Source organism: Leifsonia sp. Ger2509 (assembly GCF_055231915.1).
In genome coordinates, this window is the sequence record NZ_JBUYVB010000003.1 from 494916 (window position 1) to 514462 (window position 19547).

Here is a 19547-nt window from a genome sequence, read left to right on the forward strand (position 1 = left end):
AATCCACATCAGATCGGCGAAGCGCCGCCCGACCTCAGCGGAACAGGACGGTGACGTAGAGACCGATGATGACGACCAGCATCGTGAGACTCCACCCGAAGTCGATCGCCACCGGACCCATCGACAACGGCGGGATCAGCTTGCGGAAGAACTTGATGGGCGGATCGGTGGCCACGTACATGGATTCAGCGAGGACGAGTCCGAAGCCGTGAGGCCGCCACGAGCGGCTGAAGGCCCGCACAAGGTCGACGACGAACCGTGCCCACAGAAGGAAGAAATAGAGCAGCAGGAGGTAATAGACGATGCTCGCGAGGATGGAGACGACAGAGGACACGAGTTAAGTATGAGGGAGCGCGCGCGAAGGCCGGTCATCGACCGGTCTGCGTGAGACCGCTCCGCTCAGCCCTGGGCGAAGAAGGAGGCTTCGACCTCGGCGTCCTGGCCGCCGTGCTCGCCCGAGACGACCACGTGGGACGGCGAGAGCAGGAACACCTTCGCGGTCACGCGTTCGATCTTGCCGTACAGACCCTGCGAGAGGCCACTGGCGAAGTCGATGAGGCGACGCGCGTCGCTTTCGCTCATCTGGGACAGGTTGATGATGACGGGGATGCCCTCGCGGAAGGACTCGGCGATGACCTGGGCATCGCGGTACTGGCGGGGGTGGACCGTGAGGATCTCGTTCATTTCTTGGACCGTCGCATTCCGTGCGGAGTTCGACTTGCGCAGCGGCGTCACCGGTGCGCGACCGGGCGCAGGGGCGACCGGAGCGGGATGGGGAACGGGTGCGACAGGAGACGGATGCGCCTGGGGCTGGTGCTGCTGCACCGGCTGCTCGTCGTACTCGAGCTCTTCGTCGGCCAGGCCGAGGTAGACCATCGTCTTCTTCAGCGGGTTGGTCATCGCATCCTCCGTGTAAACCTTCGCGCGTGTGAACCGGGTCGATGCGCTGCCGCATCGGACGGAACCTTCTCTTCGAGATTAACCGTGGTCCGGCCGTTTCCCGGTAATGGCGGTGCCAATGCGAAGGTGTGTCGCCCCTTCGGCGATCGCTGCCGCGAAATCCTGGCTCATCCCCGCTGAGATCGCCGTCGCCGCCGGCGCGAGGAGCCGGACCCGGTCGGATGCGCTTCGCACCCGGGCGAACGCCGCGCGCGGGTCCTCGTCCACGGGGGCAACGGCCATCACGCCCAGCAGGCGGAGGCCCGACGTCTCGAGCACATGCTCCACCAGGTGCTCCAGCTCGGCGTCCGCGATCCCGCCCCTGGCGGGATCCCGCGTCAGGTTGAGCTGGACGAAGCAGTCGATCGTGGATTCCTCGGAGCGGAGCGCATCGACGAGTGCGCCGCGATCGATCGAATGGATGACTTTCGCGTACGACCGCACCTGGCGTGCCTTCTTGCTCTGCAACTGCCCGACGAAATGCCAGGTCAGCGGCAGGTCGGAGAGTTCCGCGGCCTTGGCCTGCGCTTCCTGGTGGCGGTTCTCGCCGACATCCGTCACGCCCAGCGCGGCGAGCTCGCGCACCAGCGAGGCCGGATGGAACTTGGTCACGACGATGGTGGTCAGCTCCTCCGGGTCGCGTCCGGCAGCGCGGGCGGCATCCGCGATGCTTCGACGCGCTGCGGCGAGCCGCTCCGCGAGAGCGCTACTTGAGGAAGTCGGGGATGTCGAGGTCGTCATTCTCGTCGTCGAAGGCGGGGTCGATGGGGGCCGCATCTGCGACGGGACTCTCGGCGGCTGACCAGGCGGTGGCAGGGGCAGGGATGTCCACCGGGTCGAGCGCCTGGGTGTCGGGAAGCTCTGAGCCCGCAGCTCCCGAGGCGACGAAGGTCGTACGCCGGGCATCGGCGCCCGGACGGCCGCCGCCGGGCTCGCCGCCGTCGAAGCCGGCTGCGATGACGGTCACCCGCACTTCGTCGCCGAGGGTGTCGTCGATCACCGCGCCGAAGATGATGTTCGCCTCGGGGTGCACTGCTTCCTGGACGAGCCGTGCAGCGTCGTTGATCTCGAAGATACCGAGGTTCGAGCCACCCTGGATGGACAGCAGCACACCGTGAGCACCGTCGATGCTCGCTTCGAGCAACGGGGATGCGACGGCCAGCTCTGCGGCCTTGATGGCGCGGTCGGCTCCACGCGACGACCCGATGCCCATGAGGGCCGAGCCTGCGCCCTGCATGACCGACTTGACGTCGGCGAAGTCGAGGTTGATGAGTCCGGGAGTCGTGATGAGGTCGGTGATGCCCTGGACACCGGCGAGGAGCACCTGGTCGGCAGTGGAGAACGCCTCCAGCATGCTGATGCCGCGGTCGCTGATCTCGAGGAGGCGGTCGTTGGGAACGACGATGAGGGTGTCGACTTCTTCTTTGAGTCGGACGACGCCTGCCTCGGCCTGCTCCGAACGCCTCTTGCCTTCGAAGCCGAACGGTTTGGTCACCACACCGATTGTCAGCGCACCGATCGATTTCGCGATCCGGGCGACGACGGGCGCGCCGCCGGTGCCGGTTCCGCCGCCCTCGCCCGCGGTCACGAAGACCATGTCGGCACCGGCCAGCGCCTCTTCGATCTCTTCGGCGTGGTCTTCGGCCGCGCGACGGCCGACCTCGGGGTCCGCCCCGGCGCCGAGCCCGCGGGTGATCTCGCGGCCGACGTCGAGCTTGACGTCGGCGTCGCTCATCAGGAGTGCCTGGGCGTCGGTATTGATGGCGATGAACTCGACGCCGCGAAGCCCGAGTTCGATCATCCGGTTGACGGCGTTAACGCCGCCACCGCCAATGCCGACGACCTTGATCACGGCGAGGTAGTTCTGGTTTGATGTCACGTCCGGCCTCCGCTGGGAACCTTCAACCTCAAGTCGAGGCTTAAAGTTATGCTCAGTATGCAATTCCTGATTCGACGTTAGGTGTCGCCCGCCCACGCCCGGGTAGGCGCCCCGCGTGTCGCCAAAGTCCAGTGTGCACTGAGCGCCTGATCACTTCCTGACGACGCTGTGCGGCGACGACACATCGAAGACGCTGCCGGAGGTCGCGCCCGCCGATTTCATGATCGCCGCGAGATCGGCGGCCTTGAGCTCCGACTGGTCGGAACTCCCCCACACGACCTTCGCACCGCTCCCGAGCATTGTGAACGTCACGTCGTCCTTCGTGGCGGCCGTGATCGTATCGACGGTGCTGAGCACGTTCGCCGGAAGCGCCTGCAACACAGCCACGGCCGCATCGAAGCCGCTCTGCGCATCCGGGCTGCCGGAGGCACCCGAAGCACGGATGATCGGATAACCCGCCGGACGCGTGGCGCCCTGGCTGATGGTGACCTTGGCGGCGTCCACGAGCCGGTACGCCTTCCCGTCGGTGATGACGCCGACCGGGACCCGCTCGACGATCCGCACGACCAGCGTGCTCGGCGGGTGGCTCTCCGTGCTGTAACTGCGGATCAGCGGGAAGGCGGCCAGGTCGGCCCGGACCGCAGTGAAGTCGACCAGCGGGAGCGGCCGGCCCAGCTGGTCCTTCAGGGTAGCGGCGACCGCGGCGGCCTTGATCCGGCTGGTCCCCTCCACATCGATCGTGCGCAGCGCCATCAGCGGGGAGAACGCCGTGATCGTGACGGCGACCACGAGGAAAGCCGCCGTGCCCGCAGCGCCGATCCACATCATCCGCCGCCGTCGCGAACGTTTGGTGAACCGGCGCACCTCGCCGCGCTCGACACGGGCCCGGTCTTTGCGCGCCCGGCGCAGGGCACTTCGGATCTCGCGATTCGAGGGTGCGCGATCCGGGCCGTCCGCTTCGCCGCGACGTCGTGGCTCGGCGGTCTCTGTCGCCGTGGGAGATGTGCTCGTCGATGCAGCCCCGGGCGTCGACTCGGCGGACGTCGAGGCCGGCTCGCCGGCACCCCGCGGAGACGCCGACGCGCTGCGAGCAGTCGCCTTGGGGCCGACCAGCGGGATCGGCTCGGTGATGAGCCGGTCATCCGCTGGTGAGTGACCGGTCGGCGTGTTCGACTGTGGCGTCGCCTTCGGCGGGCGCGACGAACCGGATGCGCGGGCTGTCGCGGTGCGCGGAGGCACGGACGGCGGCAGCGGCGGCCGGTCGAAACCTTGGGGACGCTTCATGCCGAGCGGGTCAGCCGCGGACGCGCCGCAGCGAATCGAGCAACTGGGGAACGATGCGGTAGACGTCCCCGCAGCCGAGGGTGATCACGAAATCTCCGTCGCGGGCGATCTCGGCGGTGTGGTCTGCCGCGTCCTGCCAGTCGGCGATGAAGGCGACATGCTCCGGATGCTCGAACCGTTCGGACACGAGCGCACCGGTCACGCCGGGCTCCGGATCCTCCCGCGCGCCGTAGACATCGAGCACGATCGTCTCGTCGGCGTACTGCTCGAGCGTCGCCGCGAACTCCTGCGCGAACAGGCGTGTCCGGCTGTACAGGTGGGGCTGGTGGACCGCGATGATCCGGCCCTCTCCGACGACGGTGCGCGCAGCGGACAATGCAGCGGCGACCTCTGTCGGGTGATGCGCGTAGTCGTCGTAGACACTGACGCCGCCCACCGTTCCGTGCAGTTCGAACCGGCGCTCGGTCCCCCCGAAGGTCGCGATGGCATCGAGCGAGGCCGCCGGATCGAACCCGAGGCCAGCAAGAACGGCGAAAGCGCCGGCAGCATTGATCGCGTTGTGGCGGCCGGGGATGCGAAGCCTCGCGCTGTACTCGGAGCCTTCATAGGCGAGCGTGAAGGCGACCGGACCGTCGGTGACGATCGAGTGGACCCGCACATCCGCATCCGCCGCCTCCCCGAAGGTGATGATGCGCTTGTCCGTCAGCCTCGACGTGACGTGCACGGCGCCCGGATCGTCGGAGGACACGACCACGAGCTCGCTGGACGCCTGCGCGAAGGTGACGAACGCCTGCTCGAACGCCTCGAGCGAACCGTAGTGGTCGAGGTGGTCGGGGTCGACGTTCGTGATCAGGGCGACGGCCGTCTCGTAGAGCAGGAAGCTGCCGTCCGACTCGTCGGCCTCGACGACGAAGAGCTCCCCGTCGCCGGTCGCGGAGCTGACGCCCAGCGATTCGATGACGCCCCCGTTGACGAAGCTCGGGTCCTCGCCGATGCCGAGCAGTCCCGTGATGATCATGCCGGTCGAGGTCGTCTTGCCGTGAGCGCCGGCGACCGCGATGAGCCGCTTGTGGTGGATCAGCCAGGCGAGCGCCTGGGACCGGTGGAGCACCGGCAGTCCCTTCTCAGTGGCGAGAACGTATTCGGGGTTGTCCAGCCAGAGCGCACCCGTGACGACGAGGGTGTCCGCGTCGCCGACGTTCGCCGCGTCGTGGCCGATCGTGATCGTCGCGCCCAGGTCGCGGAGGGCGTGCACGTTCGACGAGTCGCGCACGTCGGAACCCGTCACCGTGTATCCCGCCTCGAGGAACAGGCGGGCGATCCCGCTCATCCCCGATCCTCCGATGCCCACGAAGTGCAGAGCGCCGAGGTCGTCGGGGATGGTCATGGTCAGGTCGGGCTTGATCACGTGTATTGCTTTCCTTCTCGGTTCACTTCTCGGTTCGACCGGCCGCTCTCACGGCACCCTCCAGTATGACGCTACGCTCCCGGGAGCGAAGAGTGGATGAGCGACACCATGCGGTCTGAACCGTCCCGCACGCCGACACTCGCAGCCCGCTCCCCCATCGCCGTCATGCGTCCATGATCGCGAAGCAGAGGGATGAGCCGCTCGTCGACCCATTCAGGCAGGAACCGGGCATCGTCGACGAGTATTCCGCCGTCAGCCCCGACCACGCCCGCGGCGTTGAAACGTTGCTCGCCGTTGCCGACCGGGAACGGCACGTAGACCGCCGGGATGCCGAGGGCCGCGAACTCGCAGACCGTTGCGGCGCCAGCACGGGCGACCGCGACGTCCGCGATCGCGAGGGCGAGGTCCATGCGGTCGCAGTAGTCGAGCAGGCGGTAATGCTCCATCCCCGGGTCGGTCAGCTCACCGCGACCCCCCTGGATGTGCAGCACCTGGTAGCCCGCCTCGACCAGTCGGGCGGCACGATCGAAGACGGTCTGGTTGATGCGTCGCGCGCCCAGCGATCCGCCGGTCACCAGCAGCGTCGGACGACCGACGTCGAGCCCGAACTCTGCGGCAGCAGCGGGCCGCGCCGCCGCGCGGTCGAGCTCTTCGATCTCGACACGCAGGGGCATCCCGACGAAGCGAGCGTGCGGCAGCCGTGTGCCCTCGAACGCGACACCGACGAAGGGGGTGTATCGCGCGCCCAGGCGGTTGGCGAGGCCCGGCCGCGCGTTCGCCTCGTGCAGCACCTGGGGGATGCGCGCCTTGCGGGCCGCCGAATACGCGGGCGCCGCCGCATAGCCGCCGAAGCCGACCACGACGTCGATGTCCCGCTCGTCCAGCAGGGCGACGACGCGCGCGATCGAGCGTCGGTACTCCGCGGGGAAACGCGCTGCCGCGACATTCGGCCGTCGAGGGAACGGCAGCCGAGGGATGGTGGCCAGCTCGTAACCTCGCTCTGGCACCAGTCGCGCCTCGAGGCCTTCCGCCGTGCCGAGCACGAGGACGTTCGCTGCAGGGTCATCGCGTCGGAGCCGGTCGGCGACGGCGAGCAGCGGATTGACATGGCCGGCGGTACCGCCGCCGGCGAGCAGGTAGTTCGTCATGCGCGCGGTGAGATCCCGCGTGCGGCACGTTCGTTCTCGCGACTGGTCTCCCGAGCGAAGGAAAGGACGATGCCGATTGCGATCATGGAACTGATCATCGCAGTTCCACCTGCGGAGATCAGGGGAAGGGGAACGCCCAGGACGGGTATCACCCCGAGCACGACGCCGATGTTCACGAACGCCTGCGCGATCAGCCACACCAGGATCGCCGCCGTCGTGATCTTGGCGAACGGGTCGCTGCTCGCATGGATGATTCGGAGGAACGTGATCGCCAGCAGCACGAACAGGATGAGCACCACCAGTGCGCCGATCAGGCCGAGCTCCTCCCCGATGATCGCGAAGATGAAGTCGGTGTCCGCCGCCGGCAGCCAGGACCACTTGGAGTGCGAGTTGCCCAGGCCGACACCGAAGACCCCTCCGGAGGCCAGGGCGTAGAAGCCGTTGTTGATCTGCCACGTCACATCGGGGTTGGCGGCGCTATGACCCCCGAAGAACGCCATGATGCGGCCGACACGGCTCTTGCTGGAGAACGCGACGAGGAGCGCGACACCCGAGATCACGATGCTGCCGAACGCGAGGTGACGGAGTTTGACGCCGGCGAAGAAGAGTGCACCGAGGACGATGCCCGCCATGATCACGGTCGTCCCGAGGTCACCGCCGATGGTCACGAGGAAGATCGCACCGCCGGCGACAGGGACGACCGGGATGACCAGGTGCTTCCAGTTGTCGAGGAGGTCCCGCTTGCGCGCGAGCACGACACCGAGCCACACCACGAGGGCGACCTTGATCGCCTCGGACGGCTGGCCTGCGAATCCGCCGATGCGGAGCCAGTTGCGGTTGCCGCCGATCTCGACGCCGAGCGGCGTGACCAGCACGAGCAGCTGAAGGAAGCAGGCGAGTCCGAGGAACACCCAGACGGTCTTCTTCCAGAACGCGGTCGGGAGTCGCGAGACCAGCAGCATCAACGGCAGGCCGACAAGGGCATAGATCCCCTGCGACCAGAAGCGCGAGAAGAAGTTGTCCGTGTCGGTGTGCGACTCGACGGACGACGACGAGAGCACCATCACGAGCCCGAACACGACCATGAACAGGGTGATGCCGAGGAGCATGAAGTAGTTCGCGGATTCGGCCTGGAAGACACGCCCGAGCGAGATGCGGGCGGACGTTCCGGCAGCATCCTCGCGCTCCTGGCCGTGGCTGCGCTCTGGCTCATGCGGCGTCTGGCGTGGAACCGGCCGACCGACGCCGGCCACCCGGGGAGCGCGCACGCTGCGGGGTGGGTTCGTCATCCGGTCACCTGCTTTCTGGCGGACGTGGCTGTCGCGCGTGGTCGTCTCCCAACCGGAAGACTAGAGGCAGCGACGGCCCTTCCAGCGCAGACCCGGCGAGCAGTCGTGATTTCACAGGACCGCGCTCCACGGAGGGTGCGCTGCCGCGACCGTCAGTCGTCCGTTTCGTCGCCCAGGAGATCGTTGACGGCCTGCTGGAAATGACGACCGCGTTCCGCGTAGTCCGTGAACTGGTCCATGGATGCGGCCGCGGGCGCCAGCAGAACAGTGTCTCCCGGCTGCGCCGCATCCGCTGCGAACCGGACCGCCGCGCGCATCACCTCGGCCGGCGCATCCGCTTCGACCTCGAAGACCGGGAGGTCGGGCGCGTGGCGGCGCAACGCATCCCGGAGCTGGTCGCGCTCCACGCCGATGAGAACGGCCGCACGCAGGTGATCGGCGTGGCCTTTCACCAGCTCTTCGACCTCGACACCCTTGAGCAGTCCGCCGGCCACCCACACGACCGACCGGAACGCCCGCAGCGAGGCGTCTGCCGCGTGCGGGTTGGTCGCCTTCGAGTCGTCCACCCAGCTGATGCCGCCTTCGATCCGGATCAGCTCGATCCGGTGCGCGTCGAGCCGGAAGGCGGTGAGCACTTCGCGGATGACGCCGGGCTCGACACCGTACGACCGCGCGAGCGCGCTGGCGGCCAGCACATTCGCCACGACGTGCGGCGCGGCGAGGCCCGCCTCACGAAGGTCGTCGAGGGTGGTCAGCTCGATGGCGCTGGTGAAGCGGTCCTCGAGGAACGCACGATCGCAGAGGATGCCGTCGACGACCCCGAAACCGCTGGGACCCGGCACATCCAGGCCGAAGCTGATCGCGCGCGCGCCCTCGATCACTTCGGCCTGCTCGACCATCAGCTCCGTGGCGGGGTCGGCGCGGTTATAGACACACGCCGTCTGGGTGTTGTCGAACACCTTCGCCTTGGCAGCCCGGTAGGCATCGAAAGAGCCGTGCCAATCGAGGTGGTCGTCGGCGATGTTCAGGCAGGCGCTCGAGAAGGGAGAGAGCTCGCCACCGGGATTGCGGTTGATCCAGTGCAGCTGATAGCTGGAGAGTTCGACCACCAGGACATCGAAACCCTGCGGATCGCGGATCGCGTCAAGCACCGGGATTCCGATGTTCCCGCACGGCGCCGCGCGGAACCCAGCTGCCGCGAGCATCGTCGCGGTGAGCTGCACCGTGGTCGTCTTGCCGTTCGTTCCGGTGACCGTGATCCAGTCGGCAGGCTCCCCCACCTTGTCGCGCAACCGCCAGGCGAGTTCGACGTCGCCCCAGAGCGGAATCGCCCGGAGCTCCGCCCAGCGCAGCAGCGGGTGGTCGTAGTGGAAGCCGGGCGAGACGACGATCAGCTCGGGGTCGAACTCGAGAAGCCGCGGGGGCGGATCGGCGAGGTCGGGGTCCTCGACCAGCTCGGCACCGATGACGCTGAGGAGCATCGCGCGCTCCTCGTCCGCCTTGGCCGCCACCACCAGCACGCTCGCACCCAGCTCGGTCAGGGTGTCGGCGACCGAAAAGCCGGTGACACCGATCCCGAGGACGGCGACCCGGAGGCCCGACCAGTCCGATCGCCAGCTCGTCAGTCCCGCGAGCCGGTCCTCCGGTGATTCCGACGGATGCGGCGAAGACGCGTCGGTCATCGCGCGAGCCACTCGAGGTAGAACGAGCCGACGCCGGCGGCGACCAGCAGTCCGCCGATGATCCAGAACCGGACGACGACCGTGATCTCAGCCCACCCCTTCAATTCGAAGTGATGGTGGATCGGACTCATCAGGAAGATGCGTTTACCGTGCGTCAGCTTGAAGTAGAGGCGCTGCACGATCACCGACCCGGCCTCGATCACGAAAAGACCGCCGATCAGGAGCAGCAGCAGTTCGGTGTGGCTGAGGATAGCCAGGGCGGCGACCGCTCCCCCGAGCGCGAGCGAACCGGTGTCGCCGAGGAAGATCTGCGCCGGCGACGTGTTCCACCACAGGAAGCCCACGATGGCGCCGACGATCGCTGTCGCGATGATGGCCAGGTCGAACGGGTCGCGCACGTCGTAGCACTTGTAGATGTTCGCCGGATCGATCTTGCTCGTGAAGCACGACTGGATCGACTGCCAGAAACCAATGATGATGTACGAGCCGAGCGCCAGGATGGATGCTCCTGCCGCAAGACCGTCCAGTCCGTCGGTGACGTTCACGCCGTTCGAGGTGGCGGTCACGATGAAGTTGATCCACAAGAGGTACAGGCCGTACGCCAGGATGACGCCGATCACGCCGAACCGGGTGAGGGACATGAAATCGATCGGGATGTCCCGGATGAGCGACACGCTCGTCGAGGCGGGGGTCACTCCGTTCTCGGGGAAGTTGATGGCGAGGATGGCGAAGACCGTGGCGACCACGACCTGCCCGGCAACCTTCGCCCAGCCCCCGAGACCGAGACTGCGCTGGTTGCGGGTCTTCAGGAAGTCGTCGATGAAGCCGACCACCCCGAGTCCCACCATCATGAACAGCACGAGGAGGGCCGAGACGCTCGTCACATCACCGGTGATGATCAGGGCCGTGAAATAGCCGAACAGCGTGCCGAGGATGATGATGATGCCACCCATGGTGGCGGTCCCGCGCTTGGCGTGGTGGCTCTTCGGACCGTCGTCGCGGATGAACTGGCCCCACTGCAGGCGGCGGAAGAGCCGGATGAAGAGGGGGGTCAGGAAGAGGGTGAAAGCCATCGACAGGGCACCGGACGTCAGGAGAGCTCTCACGAGAACAATTCTCCCAGTCGATCGCCCAGAAACCGGAGGCCGGCCGAGTTGGAGGACTTCACCAGGACGGTGTCGCCCGGTTTCAGGGCGGATGCGAGGTGCTCGTAGGCCTCGTCCGGCGTGTCGAAATAGAGGGACTCGCCATCCCACGATCCCTCGTTGATCGTCGAGATGTGCATCCGCCGCGCTGCAGGTCCGACGACCACGAGCTGCCCGATGTTCAACCGGACGGCGAGGAGACCGATGCGGTCGTGCTCCTCACCGGAGAAGTCCCCGAGCTCGCTCATCTCGCCGAGAACGGCGACGGTGCGCTCGCCGGGACCGGCGATCTGGGCGAGCGTCTTCAGCGCTGCAGCCATCGAATCCGGGCTGGCGTTGTAGGCGTCGTTGATGATCGACACGCCACGAGCGCCGCCCATCACCTCCATGCGCCAACGCTCCGCCCGCTGGACGGACTCCAGCGCCGAGACGATGTCGTCGATCCCGACGCCGAGCGTGTGGGCTGAGGCCGCCGCGGCAAGGGCGTTCATCACATGGTGCTCGCCGAGCACTCGGAAAGTGACGGGGCGCTCGATGGTGCCGGACCCGGAATCCGCGGCTGCACCCTCGGTGGGAAGCACGAGGGTGAACGTGGTTCCCTGCGCACTGGACACCACATCCGTGGCGCGGACGTCCGCGCGCGGGTCGAGCCCGAACCACAGGACGCGCGCCTGCGTCTTGTCCGCCATGGAAGCCACTCGCGGGTCGTCGAGGTTGAGGATCGCCACATCGGTCGGAAGAAGGTCGGTGACCATCTCGGTCTTCGCCCGAAGGGTCGCCTCGATCCCGCCGAACTCGCCGGCGTGGGCGAGCCCGACCTTGAGCACGACCCCGATGTCCGGGCGTGCCATGCGGATCAGGCGGCTGATCTCGCCGATACCGCTGGCGCCCATCTCTGCGACCAGGAACTCCGTCTCGTCCGTGACCTCGAGCATCGTGACGGGCGCGCCCACCTCGTTATTGAACGAGGCTCGTGGCGCTATGGTCGGCCCGACCCGTTCAAGGATCGCGCGCAGCAGGTTCTTCGTCGTGGTCTTGCCGTTCGAGCCGGTGATGCCGACGATCTTCAGAAGCCCCTTCGCCCTCACCCTGGCGATGACCGCGGTCGCGAGGGCGCCGAGAGCGACGACCGTGTCGTCCACGACCAGTTGCGGCACAGGCAGGTCGAGTTCGTGGTCGACGATGATCAGGGCGGCGCCGTTCTCGACGGCCTGTGGTGCGAACAGATGGCCGTCGGTGAATTCACCGGGCTTGGCGAAGAACAGGGAGCCCGGGGTCACATCCCGGGAATCCGTGTGCGAGAGACCGGACACCGGCGTGGCCGGCGTCGCGCCGGTCGAGCCGACGACGAGCCTGCCTGCCGTCGCTTCTGCGATCTCTCCGAGGGTGAGCTCGATCATCTACAGCCACCCCGCTTCGCGCAGAGCGAGCTTGGCGTCCTCACGCGCGGAGTACGGGATCCTCTCCCCCGCGACCTCCTGGTAGTCCTCGTGCCCGGGCCCCGCATAGAGCACGACATCGCCTTCACCCGCGAGTGACAGCGCCTTGCGGAACGCTGCGCGCGGGTCAGGCACTTCGTAGAGTTCGAGGTCGGGCACCGCGTGGCGCGCGCCCTCCAGCAGGGCAGCGCGGATGGTCGCGGGATCCTCGAAACGCGGGTGGAAGTCGGTGATGACCACGGCATCCGAACCGCGCGCAGCGATCGCACCCATGTCGGTGCGCTTCGTCGTGTCGCGGTCGCCGTCTGCCCCGAACACCATGACGATCCTGCCGTCGGTGACCTTGCGGAGTGCACCCAGAGTGGAGAGGAACGCGTCGGGGCTGTGGCCGTAGTCGATGAAGACGACCGGGCCGGAATCCCCGGAGATGCGCTCCGCGCGGCCAGGGATAAACGCGTCGATTCCGCCGTCGCGGTCGAGAGCCTGGGCGATGGCGCCGAGGTCGTAGCCCGACTCGACGAGCATGACGATCGCGATGGCGGCGTTCGCGGCCATGTACCAGCCGAGGAGCGGGACCCTCGTCTGCAGGTGGCGCCCATCCGGTCCCTCGAGCACGAACTCGGTGTAGTCGACGCTCTCATCGACGACGGTCATGGTCCACTCCGCGTCTGCACCCGCCGAACTCGACAGAGTGGTGACCGGGATGCGCGACCGCTCGACGAGCGTCCGGCCCCAGTCGGAGTCCACCGTAACGACGCCGCGACGCGCGCGATCGGGCTGGAAGAGTTCGAGCTTCGCTGCGAAATAGTCGTCCATCGCCGTGTAGTCGTCGAGGTGGTCATGGCTCAGGTTGGTGAAGCCGACCACGTCGAACACGATGCCGTCGACGCGGTGGCGGGTGAGCGCTTGGGCGGAGACCTCGATCGCGACGGCACGGACCGCTTCTTCGCGCATCCTGGCCAGCAGAGCGTGCAACTCGCTCGCCTCCGGGGTGGTCAGCTTGCTTGAGATCGCAGTGGTGCCGATGCGCCGTTCGGCCGTCGAGCTGAGCCCCGAGACGACACCGAGCTGGCCCAGGATGGCGTTCAGCAGATACACGACGCTGGTCTTGCCGTTCGTGCCCGTGACGCCGAACAGGGTGGCCGTGTTCTCGTCCGTGCGGTAGATCCACGCGGAGACCGCGCCGAGAGCTGCTCGAGCATCCTGCGTGACGATGATCGGCAGACCGGATTCAGCTGCGATGGCGGCACCCTCCTCGTCGGTCAGCACAGCGACCGCCCCTGCCGCCGCGGCCGCCGAAGCGAACCGCGCACCGTGAGCGTTCTTGCCCGGCACGCCGACGTACAGGTCGCCGGGCTCGACCGAGCCCGAACTGAGGGCGACGCCGGTGACCTCGACAGCGTCGAGTTCACCGCGGCATTCGAGCCCGAATTCCGCCACGAGTTGTGCGAGCGGTCGGGCGACGGGATGCTCCGGGCGCAGTGTTGAGGGCGCCGATCCTGTCACGGGGCTCACTTTCAGTAGTACGGGGAGTAGTTCGCGGGGGCGGTCGTCGAGGGCTTGACGCGGAACGTCTTCAGCACCTGGCTCATGATCGTTTTGAACAGTGGCGCCGCTGCTGCCGACGAAGTAATCGTAGTCGGGTACCCGATGTTGACCGAAACGACGTATTGCGGATCGTCGACCGGCGCGACGCCCATAACAGACACGTAGTAGCTCGGCAAGTACCCGCCTCGTCCGTCCGGCTGCTGGGCCGTGCCGGTCTTCGCAGCCACCCGGTAGCCGGGGATGTTGAGCTGTTTGGAGAGCTCGCCCTGCTGCACCACCGACTCCATCATCCCCAGTGTCTGCTGCGATGCCGACCGGGAGATCACCTGGGTCGTCTTGGGCTTCGGAACGTCGGTCATCGTGCCGTCGGCCTGCTTGCATCCGTCGATGAGCTGGAGCGGAATGCGCTTGCCGCCGTTCGCAAGCGCCTGGTATGCGCTCACCATCTGGATCTGCGTCGCCGAAACACCCTGGCCGAACATCGTCGCGTACTTCGTCTGGTCGTCCCACGAGCTGACCGGGTGCAGGATGCCCGAGGACTCACCCGGGAAATCGATTCCCGTGTCCTGCCCGATGCCGTACGCCTTCAGGTAGTCGTAGCGGACCGTGTCGTCCATCTTGCTGCCGAGGATCGACATACCGGTGTTCGAGGACATCATGAGCACACCGGTCAGGGTGAGCCGCTCCGTGTCGTGGAATCCCGAGTCATGCAGGTCGGCGCCGTGGCCGGAGACGAAGTGGTAGGGGGCGAGGACCTGCGACTCGGGTGTCGCCTTGCCGTTGTCGATGAGGGCGGATGCAGTGAGCGCCTTGAACGTGGAGCCCGGCTCGTACGGGGTGGTGAACGGCAGCGCACCCCAGTAGTTCGACGGCGTCCCGTCGACATTGTTGGGATCAACGGAAGGATATTGGGCCACCGTGCGAATCTTGCCGGTCTTGACCTCGGCCACCGTCACGAAGCCGAACTTCGCGCCGAGCGAGGGCACCACCTCGGCGAGCTCCTGTTGTGCGAACCACTGGAGGTCCTGGTCGATCGTAGTGACCAGTCGCCCGCCGTTCTTCGCAGGCTTCTCGACGACCGTGCTTCCGGGGATGGCCACACCGTCCGCACCGAGCTGCGACGTCTCTTTGCCGTTCTGGCCGGCCAGGCACGCGTTCTGGCTCAACTCGAGACCGGCCTGCGCCTGGCCCTCTCCGCTGACGAACCCGATGAGGTTGCCCGCTACCGCCCCGCCGGGGTAGGTGCGTGACGGCGTCTTCGTGAAGCTGAGCCATGGGATGTTCAACTTGTCGAGCTGATCGAACATGGTCACATCCATGCCCGACTTCACGAGGGCGTACTTGGACTGCGGGTCGGACTTGAGCGCGTTCTGGATGAGCGCGAGGATCGCTGGGCCGCCCTTGCCTGTGATGCGCCCGATGTCATTGACAGCCTTCGTCACCGTGGACTGCCCATCCTGCTTCGCCGCCTCGTTCGCGTCGAACGGCGAGAGCGCGGCCGTGTAGCGCCAGACGCTCCCCGCCAGGGTGTTGCCCGCCTCGTCGACGATGTCGCCGCGGATGCCGTAGAGCGGCTGCGAATAGGACTTGGCGTTCACCGACTCCCGCTGCAACTCGTCGGCCCGCACCACCTGGATATCCACCAGCTTGCCGCCGAGTACCCCGACGGTCACGATGATGGCTGCGACGGTGACGGCGGTCCGCCGGCGCATCGACTTGCGGGTCATCACTGTGCTGGTCGTCCTTCCGTCAGCGCGTCAGCGGTCCATCTCGCCTGTGCCTCCGGCTCGGAACCGGTCGGCTCGGAGTCAGTGCGTCACCGGCGTGGCCAGCGCTCCGTTCAACGGTAAGGTCGTCGGCGCGGCGTGCGTGGCAGGCACGCTCGGGCGTGCCGGATTCACAGCCTTCGCCGCCTTCGCCGGTGCGACGTGCTGGTTCACGAGCGGAACGCCCACCAGGAGCGCGTTCGGAACCAGGTTGCCCTGTCCGCCGGTGACCGTTCCTGCCGCCGACGACGCCGACGCCGGCGCACCCAGGATGGCCCCGTCTGAGAGCCGGAGGTAGGCCGGGCTGCTGTTGCTCACCATGCCGAGAGCGTTCGCGCTGGCCGCGAGATATTGCGGCGAGGCCAGGCGGTCCAGGTCTTCCGATGCCGCCTGGTAGTCGCGCTGCAGCTGCTTCTGGCTGCCCTGGAGGGAGTTGAGCTGGTACGCGCCCTGCGAGATCGTGATGCTCAGCAGGAGCTGCGCGATGACGATCCCGAGAAGTGTCGCGACGGCCACGATCGCGTAGACCGTGCGGGGGCGGGCGCGACGCTGGCCGCGCGTCGAGACGACCTCGAGGTGGCTCGTGTGCTCCTCATCGTGCGTGAGAGGAGCGGTTCGACCGATCCAGAGCGCCCGACGGTCTTCGGCCACGTTCGTGCTCATGAGCCCCTCCTCACACGTTCGGCCGCACGCAGGCGGACCGGAGTCGCCCGCGGGTTGGCCGCTTTCTCGTCGTCGTCCGCGAGCTCGGCGCCGCGGATCAGCAGTTTCAGTTCAGGTCGGTGCTCCGGGAGTTCGACCGGAAGGCCGGCAGGGGCGCTCGAGGTCGACTTCGCCTGGAACACGCGCTTGACGATGCGGTCCTCGAGCGACTGGTAGGCCTCGACGACGATCCGGCCGCCGACGGAGAGCGCGTCGATCGCGGCCGGGATGGCACGCTCGAGCACAGCCAGTTCCTGGTTCACCTCGATGCGCAACGCTTGGAACACGCGCTTCGCCGGGTGCCCCTGGCGCTGGACGGCGACTGGAGTCGCCTGCGTGATCACGTCGACCAGCTGGGCCGAGCGGACGAAGGGATGCTCCTGTCGAGCCTCGACGATGCGGTGCGCGTAACGCTGGGCCAGCTTCTCCTCGCCGTAGTCGCGGAAGATGCGCCGCAGGTCCGCTTCGCTGTAGGTCGCGAGGATCGTCTCGGCCGTGAGCTCGCTCGTCGAATCCATGCGCATGTCGAGCGGGGCATCCTTCGAGTAGGAGAAGCCTCTGTCGACCCGATCCAGCTGGAGGGATGAGACACCCAGGTCGAACAGGATTCCGTCGATCTCGTCGAACCCGAGCTCGTGCACGGCATCCGCGATCCCGTCGTAGACCGTGTGAACCAGGTGGACGCGGTCGCCGAAGCGGCTCAGTCGCTCCCCCGCGATCGAGAGCGCCTCCGGGTCCCGGTCGAGTCCCACGAGGACAAGCTCCGGAAAGCGCTCGAGGAACGCCTCCGAGTGTCCGCCCATACCGAGCGTGGCATCGACGAAGACGGCGCCGGGCTTGCGGAGGGCGGGGGCGAGCAGCTGCACGCAGCGCTCGAGGAGCACTGGCGTGTGCAGGCGGTCCGCGGGAGTGTTGTCAGTCATGGCATCCGGTGCTGCTCCTGGTTCCTGATCCCCATCCATTCCGACCTGGCACCGGGGAAGTGTGTCAGGGCGGCGAATGGCTGGGAGTCGGGCGCCAGGCGCTAGAAGAGTCCCGGGATCACCTCCTCCGTCGTGTTGGCGAACGAGGCTTCCTGTTCTGCGAGGTAGGTCTCCCACGCCTCTGCATCCCAGATCTCGGCGCGACTGCCGGCGCCGATCACGACGAGCTCGCGGTCGAGTCCGGCGTAGCTGCGGAGCGACTGCGGAACCGTGACCCGGTTCTGCTTGTCCGGCGTCTCCGCGCTCGCACCGGACAGGAACACGCGCAGGTAGTCACGCGCCTGCTTGCTGGTGACGGGCGCCTGCCGGATCTTCTCGTGCAGCGACTCGAACTCGCGCTGGCTGAAGACGTAGACGCAGTGCTCCTGGCCGCGGGTCATGACGATGCCGGAGGCGAGCTCATCCCGGAATTTGGCCGGCAGGATGATGCGCCCCTTTTCGTCGAGCTTAGGAGAGTACGTGCCAAGGAACATCGGCTTCTCCCCCCACTCTTCCGGCCAAGGTTGCGGTGTGCCTCCACTTTACTCCACTACCATCCACGATTCAATGAAATACGCTCAGTTAGCCCCACATTGGGGTCATTCCGCCTTGAAAAATCAGGGAACTGAGCGGTGGAGGGAAATGGAGGACCCGGGAGTTCGCGCGTGGTCTCCGGGCACAAAAAAAGGGCCGATCCGAAGATCGACCCAGATTGTGTTCCGCCGGTGGGGGCGAGTGGAGGGGGCGGCTAGTTGTGGCCGTCCTGCCGCTTGTCCCACCTGTCGTTGAGTTTGTCCATGAAGCCCGGCTGCGCCGACCCGGTGCCGCCGTTGCGGTTCGCCGTTCGGTCGGTGACGTCTTCCGGCGCCGTCGCACCTCGCCGGGGCGGGGCGATTGCCAGGAGCACACCGGCGAACATCAGGACGAAGCCCAGCACCCCGACGATCGGCACCTGGATGAACACACCGGTGATGAGCACACCGACACCGACCACCGCGAGCAGGATGCCGAGGACGATCGACCGGTATGCCGGCCGACCACGTCGGGCGCCTACCGTGGCGACGAAGTCTGCATCGTTGTGATAGAGGCTGCGCTCCATCTCTTCGAGGAGGCGCTGCTCGTGTTCTGAGAGCGGCATCCAGGTCCCCCTCTGCTCGGGTTCGACGCGTTGTGAAGCTGATTCTAACCCCGCTGGGGTAGCTAGGCTAGGCGTGTGGGAGAAAGCATACGATTCGTCGACATGGTGCAGTCCAGAATCGATGAGTTCCTCGACACCCGCTCCCCCATTCTCGTCTCGATCGGGGCTGAACTCTCCCCGATCCAAGCGTTCTCTCGGGACTTTCTCAGCGGCGGAAAGCGGTTCCGGGCGCTGTTCTGCTACTGGGGCTGGCAGAGCACCCGCTCGCTCGGCTCCGACCCCGGTTCCGCCCTCATCGAGTCGACCGGTGCGCTCGCTCCCGTGGTCTCGGCTGCGAGCGCGCTGGAGCTCTTCCACGCGGCGGCACTCGTCCACGACGACATCATCGACAACTCGGACACCCGTCGTGGTTCCCCGGCCGCCCATCGTCGTTTCGAGGCGCTCCACCGTGACGGAGGCTGGACAGGAAGTCCTTCCGATTTCGGTTCCGGCGCGGCCCTGCTCCTCGGCGACCTGCTCCTCAGCTGGAGTGACGAGCTCTTCGACGAAGGCCTCCAGGAGCTTCCCAGCGCTTCGCGTCGTCGAGCCGCCCGCGCGGAATTCAACCGGATGCGCATCGAAGTGACCGCCGGCCAGTACCTCGACATCCTCGAGGAGCGCGCCTGGAACACCCAGGACGAAGAAGAGCACCTCTCCCGCGCTGAGCGGGTCATCGTCTACAAATCTGCGAAGTACAGCGTGGAGGCGCCCCTCGTGATCGGCGCACAGCTCGCCGGTGCGACCGTCGGGCAGATCGACTCCCTGCGGAGCTTCGGTCTTCCGCTCGGAATCGCATACCAGCTGCGGGATGACCTCCTCGGAGTGTTCGGGGTCGCGTCCGTCACCGGCAAGCCGAGCGGCGACGACCTGCGCGAGGGCAAACGCACAGTGCTCATCGCCCTGGCGCGGAAGGCCTTGTCGAACGGGCAGCGTCGCATTCTCGACGAACTGCTCGGCGATCCCGGGCTCACCGCACAGCAGGTCGACATGCTGCAGCGCACCATCCGTGAGAGCGGCGCGGTCGATGCCATCGAAGGCATGATCACGGAGAACGTCGAGCGCGCCATCGCGGCCGTCGACACAGCACCGCTCGGCGAACAGGCGCGCACGCAGCTGCGCGAACTCGCGACCACGGTCACCCGCCGCGACTACTGACAGCCGCGTCAGGGCTCGAGTTCG

The 19547-nt window shown here is 67.1% G+C and carries 18 protein-coding genes; 1 reads left to right on the forward strand and 17 read right to left on the reverse strand.

Annotated elements, in window-relative coordinates; all coding sequences use genetic code 11:
* Positions 1 to 34: 34 nt before the first annotated feature.
* The 17 genes from ACV7NN_RS02625 to ACV7NN_RS02705 all read right to left on the reverse strand — a co-directional run bounded on the left by ACV7NN_RS02625 (position 35) and on the right by ACV7NN_RS02705 (position 18329).
* Positions 35 to 334 carry a YggT family protein gene (locus ACV7NN_RS02625; RefSeq protein ID WP_463348032.1) on the reverse strand — a complete coding sequence of 100 codons (300 nt, stop codon included), beginning with the start codon at positions 332 to 334 and terminating at the stop codon, positions 35 to 37.
* A gap of 65 nt (positions 335 to 399) precedes the next feature.
* Positions 400 to 900, reverse strand: coding sequence for a cell division protein SepF (locus tag ACV7NN_RS02630; protein ID WP_463348033.1), 501 nt, complete (start codon positions 898 to 900; stop codon positions 400 to 402).
* A 78-nt stretch (positions 901 to 978) separates the two neighbouring features.
* Entirely contained in the window at positions 979 to 1680 is a 702-nt protein-coding gene (locus ACV7NN_RS02635) for a YggS family pyridoxal phosphate-dependent enzyme (RefSeq protein ID WP_463348034.1), read from the reverse strand.
* The gene (ftsZ, locus tag ACV7NN_RS02640; RefSeq protein ID WP_463348035.1) at positions 1646 to 2818 is read right to left on the reverse strand and encodes a cell division protein FtsZ; all 1173 of its coding nucleotides are present in this window, start codon (positions 2816 to 2818) and stop codon (positions 1646 to 1648) included. Before ftsZ ends, ACV7NN_RS02635 begins: the two co-directional genes overlap by 35 nt.
* A gap of 150 nt (positions 2819 to 2968) precedes the next feature.
* The gene (locus tag ACV7NN_RS02645; RefSeq protein ID WP_463348036.1) at positions 2969 to 4102 is read right to left on the reverse strand and encodes an FtsQ-type POTRA domain-containing protein; all 1134 of its coding nucleotides are present in this window, start codon (positions 4100 to 4102) and stop codon (positions 2969 to 2971) included.
* Between the two features lie 10 nt (positions 4103 to 4112).
* Positions 4113 to 5510: a UDP-N-acetylmuramate--L-alanine ligase gene (gene murC / locus ACV7NN_RS02650; RefSeq protein ID WP_463348037.1), complete on the reverse strand. Its 1398-nt coding sequence runs from the start codon at positions 5508 to 5510 to the stop codon at positions 4113 to 4115.
* A gap of 71 nt (positions 5511 to 5581) precedes the next feature.
* Entirely contained in the window at positions 5582 to 6658 is a 1077-nt protein-coding gene (locus ACV7NN_RS02655) for a UDP-N-acetylglucosamine--N-acetylmuramyl-(pentapeptide) pyrophosphoryl-undecaprenol N-acetylglucosamine transferase (protein ID WP_463348038.1), read from the reverse strand.
* The gene (gene ftsW, locus ACV7NN_RS02660) at positions 6655 to 7947 is read right to left on the reverse strand and encodes a putative lipid II flippase FtsW (RefSeq protein WP_463348039.1); all 1293 of its coding nucleotides are present in this window, start codon (positions 7945 to 7947) and stop codon (positions 6655 to 6657) included. Before ftsW ends, ACV7NN_RS02655 begins: the two co-directional genes overlap by 4 nt.
* A 152-nt stretch (positions 7948 to 8099) precedes the next feature.
* Positions 8100 to 9629 (reverse strand): UDP-N-acetylmuramoyl-L-alanine--D-glutamate ligase, encoded by a 1530-nt coding sequence (murD, locus tag ACV7NN_RS02665; RefSeq protein ID WP_463348040.1) that lies wholly within the window; start codon positions 9627 to 9629, stop codon positions 8100 to 8102.
* Positions 9626 to 10735: a phospho-N-acetylmuramoyl-pentapeptide-transferase gene (mraY, locus tag ACV7NN_RS02670; RefSeq protein ID WP_463348041.1), complete on the reverse strand. Its 1110-nt coding sequence runs from the start codon at positions 10733 to 10735 to the stop codon at positions 9626 to 9628. The genes murD and mraY overlap by 4 nt, the downstream gene beginning before the upstream one ends.
* Positions 10732 to 12174 (reverse strand): UDP-N-acetylmuramoyl-tripeptide--D-alanyl-D-alanine ligase, encoded by a 1443-nt coding sequence (locus tag ACV7NN_RS02675; RefSeq protein WP_463348042.1) that lies wholly within the window; start codon positions 12172 to 12174, stop codon positions 10732 to 10734. Before ACV7NN_RS02675 ends, mraY begins: the two co-directional genes overlap by 4 nt.
* Complete coding sequence (locus ACV7NN_RS02680; protein WP_463348043.1) at positions 12175 to 13719, reverse strand: Mur ligase family protein; 1545 nt, start codon at positions 13717 to 13719, stop codon at positions 12175 to 12177.
* A gap of 11 nt (positions 13720 to 13730) precedes the next feature.
* The gene (locus ACV7NN_RS02685) at positions 13731 to 15488 is read right to left on the reverse strand and encodes a peptidoglycan D,D-transpeptidase FtsI family protein (RefSeq protein WP_463348044.1); all 1758 of its coding nucleotides are present in this window, start codon (positions 15486 to 15488) and stop codon (positions 13731 to 13733) included.
* Positions 15489 to 15569: 81 nt separating this feature from the next.
* Positions 15570 to 16190, reverse strand: a complete 621-nt coding sequence (gene ftsL / locus ACV7NN_RS02690) for a cell division protein FtsL (RefSeq protein ID WP_463348045.1) — start codon at positions 16188 to 16190, stop codon at positions 15570 to 15572.
* On the reverse strand, positions 16187 to 17152 hold the full coding sequence (gene rsmH, locus ACV7NN_RS02695; RefSeq protein ID WP_463348046.1) for a 16S rRNA (cytosine(1402)-N(4))-methyltransferase RsmH: 966 nt from the start codon (positions 17150 to 17152) through the stop codon (positions 16187 to 16189). The genes ftsL and rsmH overlap by 4 nt, the downstream gene beginning before the upstream one ends.
* A 101-nt stretch (positions 17153 to 17253) precedes the next feature.
* Complete coding sequence (gene mraZ, locus ACV7NN_RS02700) at positions 17254 to 17685, reverse strand: division/cell wall cluster transcriptional repressor MraZ (protein WP_463348047.1); 432 nt, start codon at positions 17683 to 17685, stop codon at positions 17254 to 17256.
* A 254-nt stretch (positions 17686 to 17939) separates the two neighbouring features.
* On the reverse strand, positions 17940 to 18329 hold the full coding sequence (locus ACV7NN_RS02705) for a DUF3040 domain-containing protein (RefSeq protein ID WP_463348048.1): 390 nt from the start codon (positions 18327 to 18329) through the stop codon (positions 17940 to 17942).
* 75 nt (positions 18330 to 18404) lie between these two features.
* On the opposite strand from ACV7NN_RS02705, the gene ACV7NN_RS02710 reads away from it, so the two are divergent.
* Positions 18405 to 19523, forward strand: coding sequence for a polyprenyl synthetase family protein (locus ACV7NN_RS02710; protein ID WP_463348049.1), 1119 nt, complete (start codon positions 18405 to 18407; stop codon positions 19521 to 19523).
* The last annotated feature ends 24 nt before the right edge of the window (positions 19524 to 19547 follow it).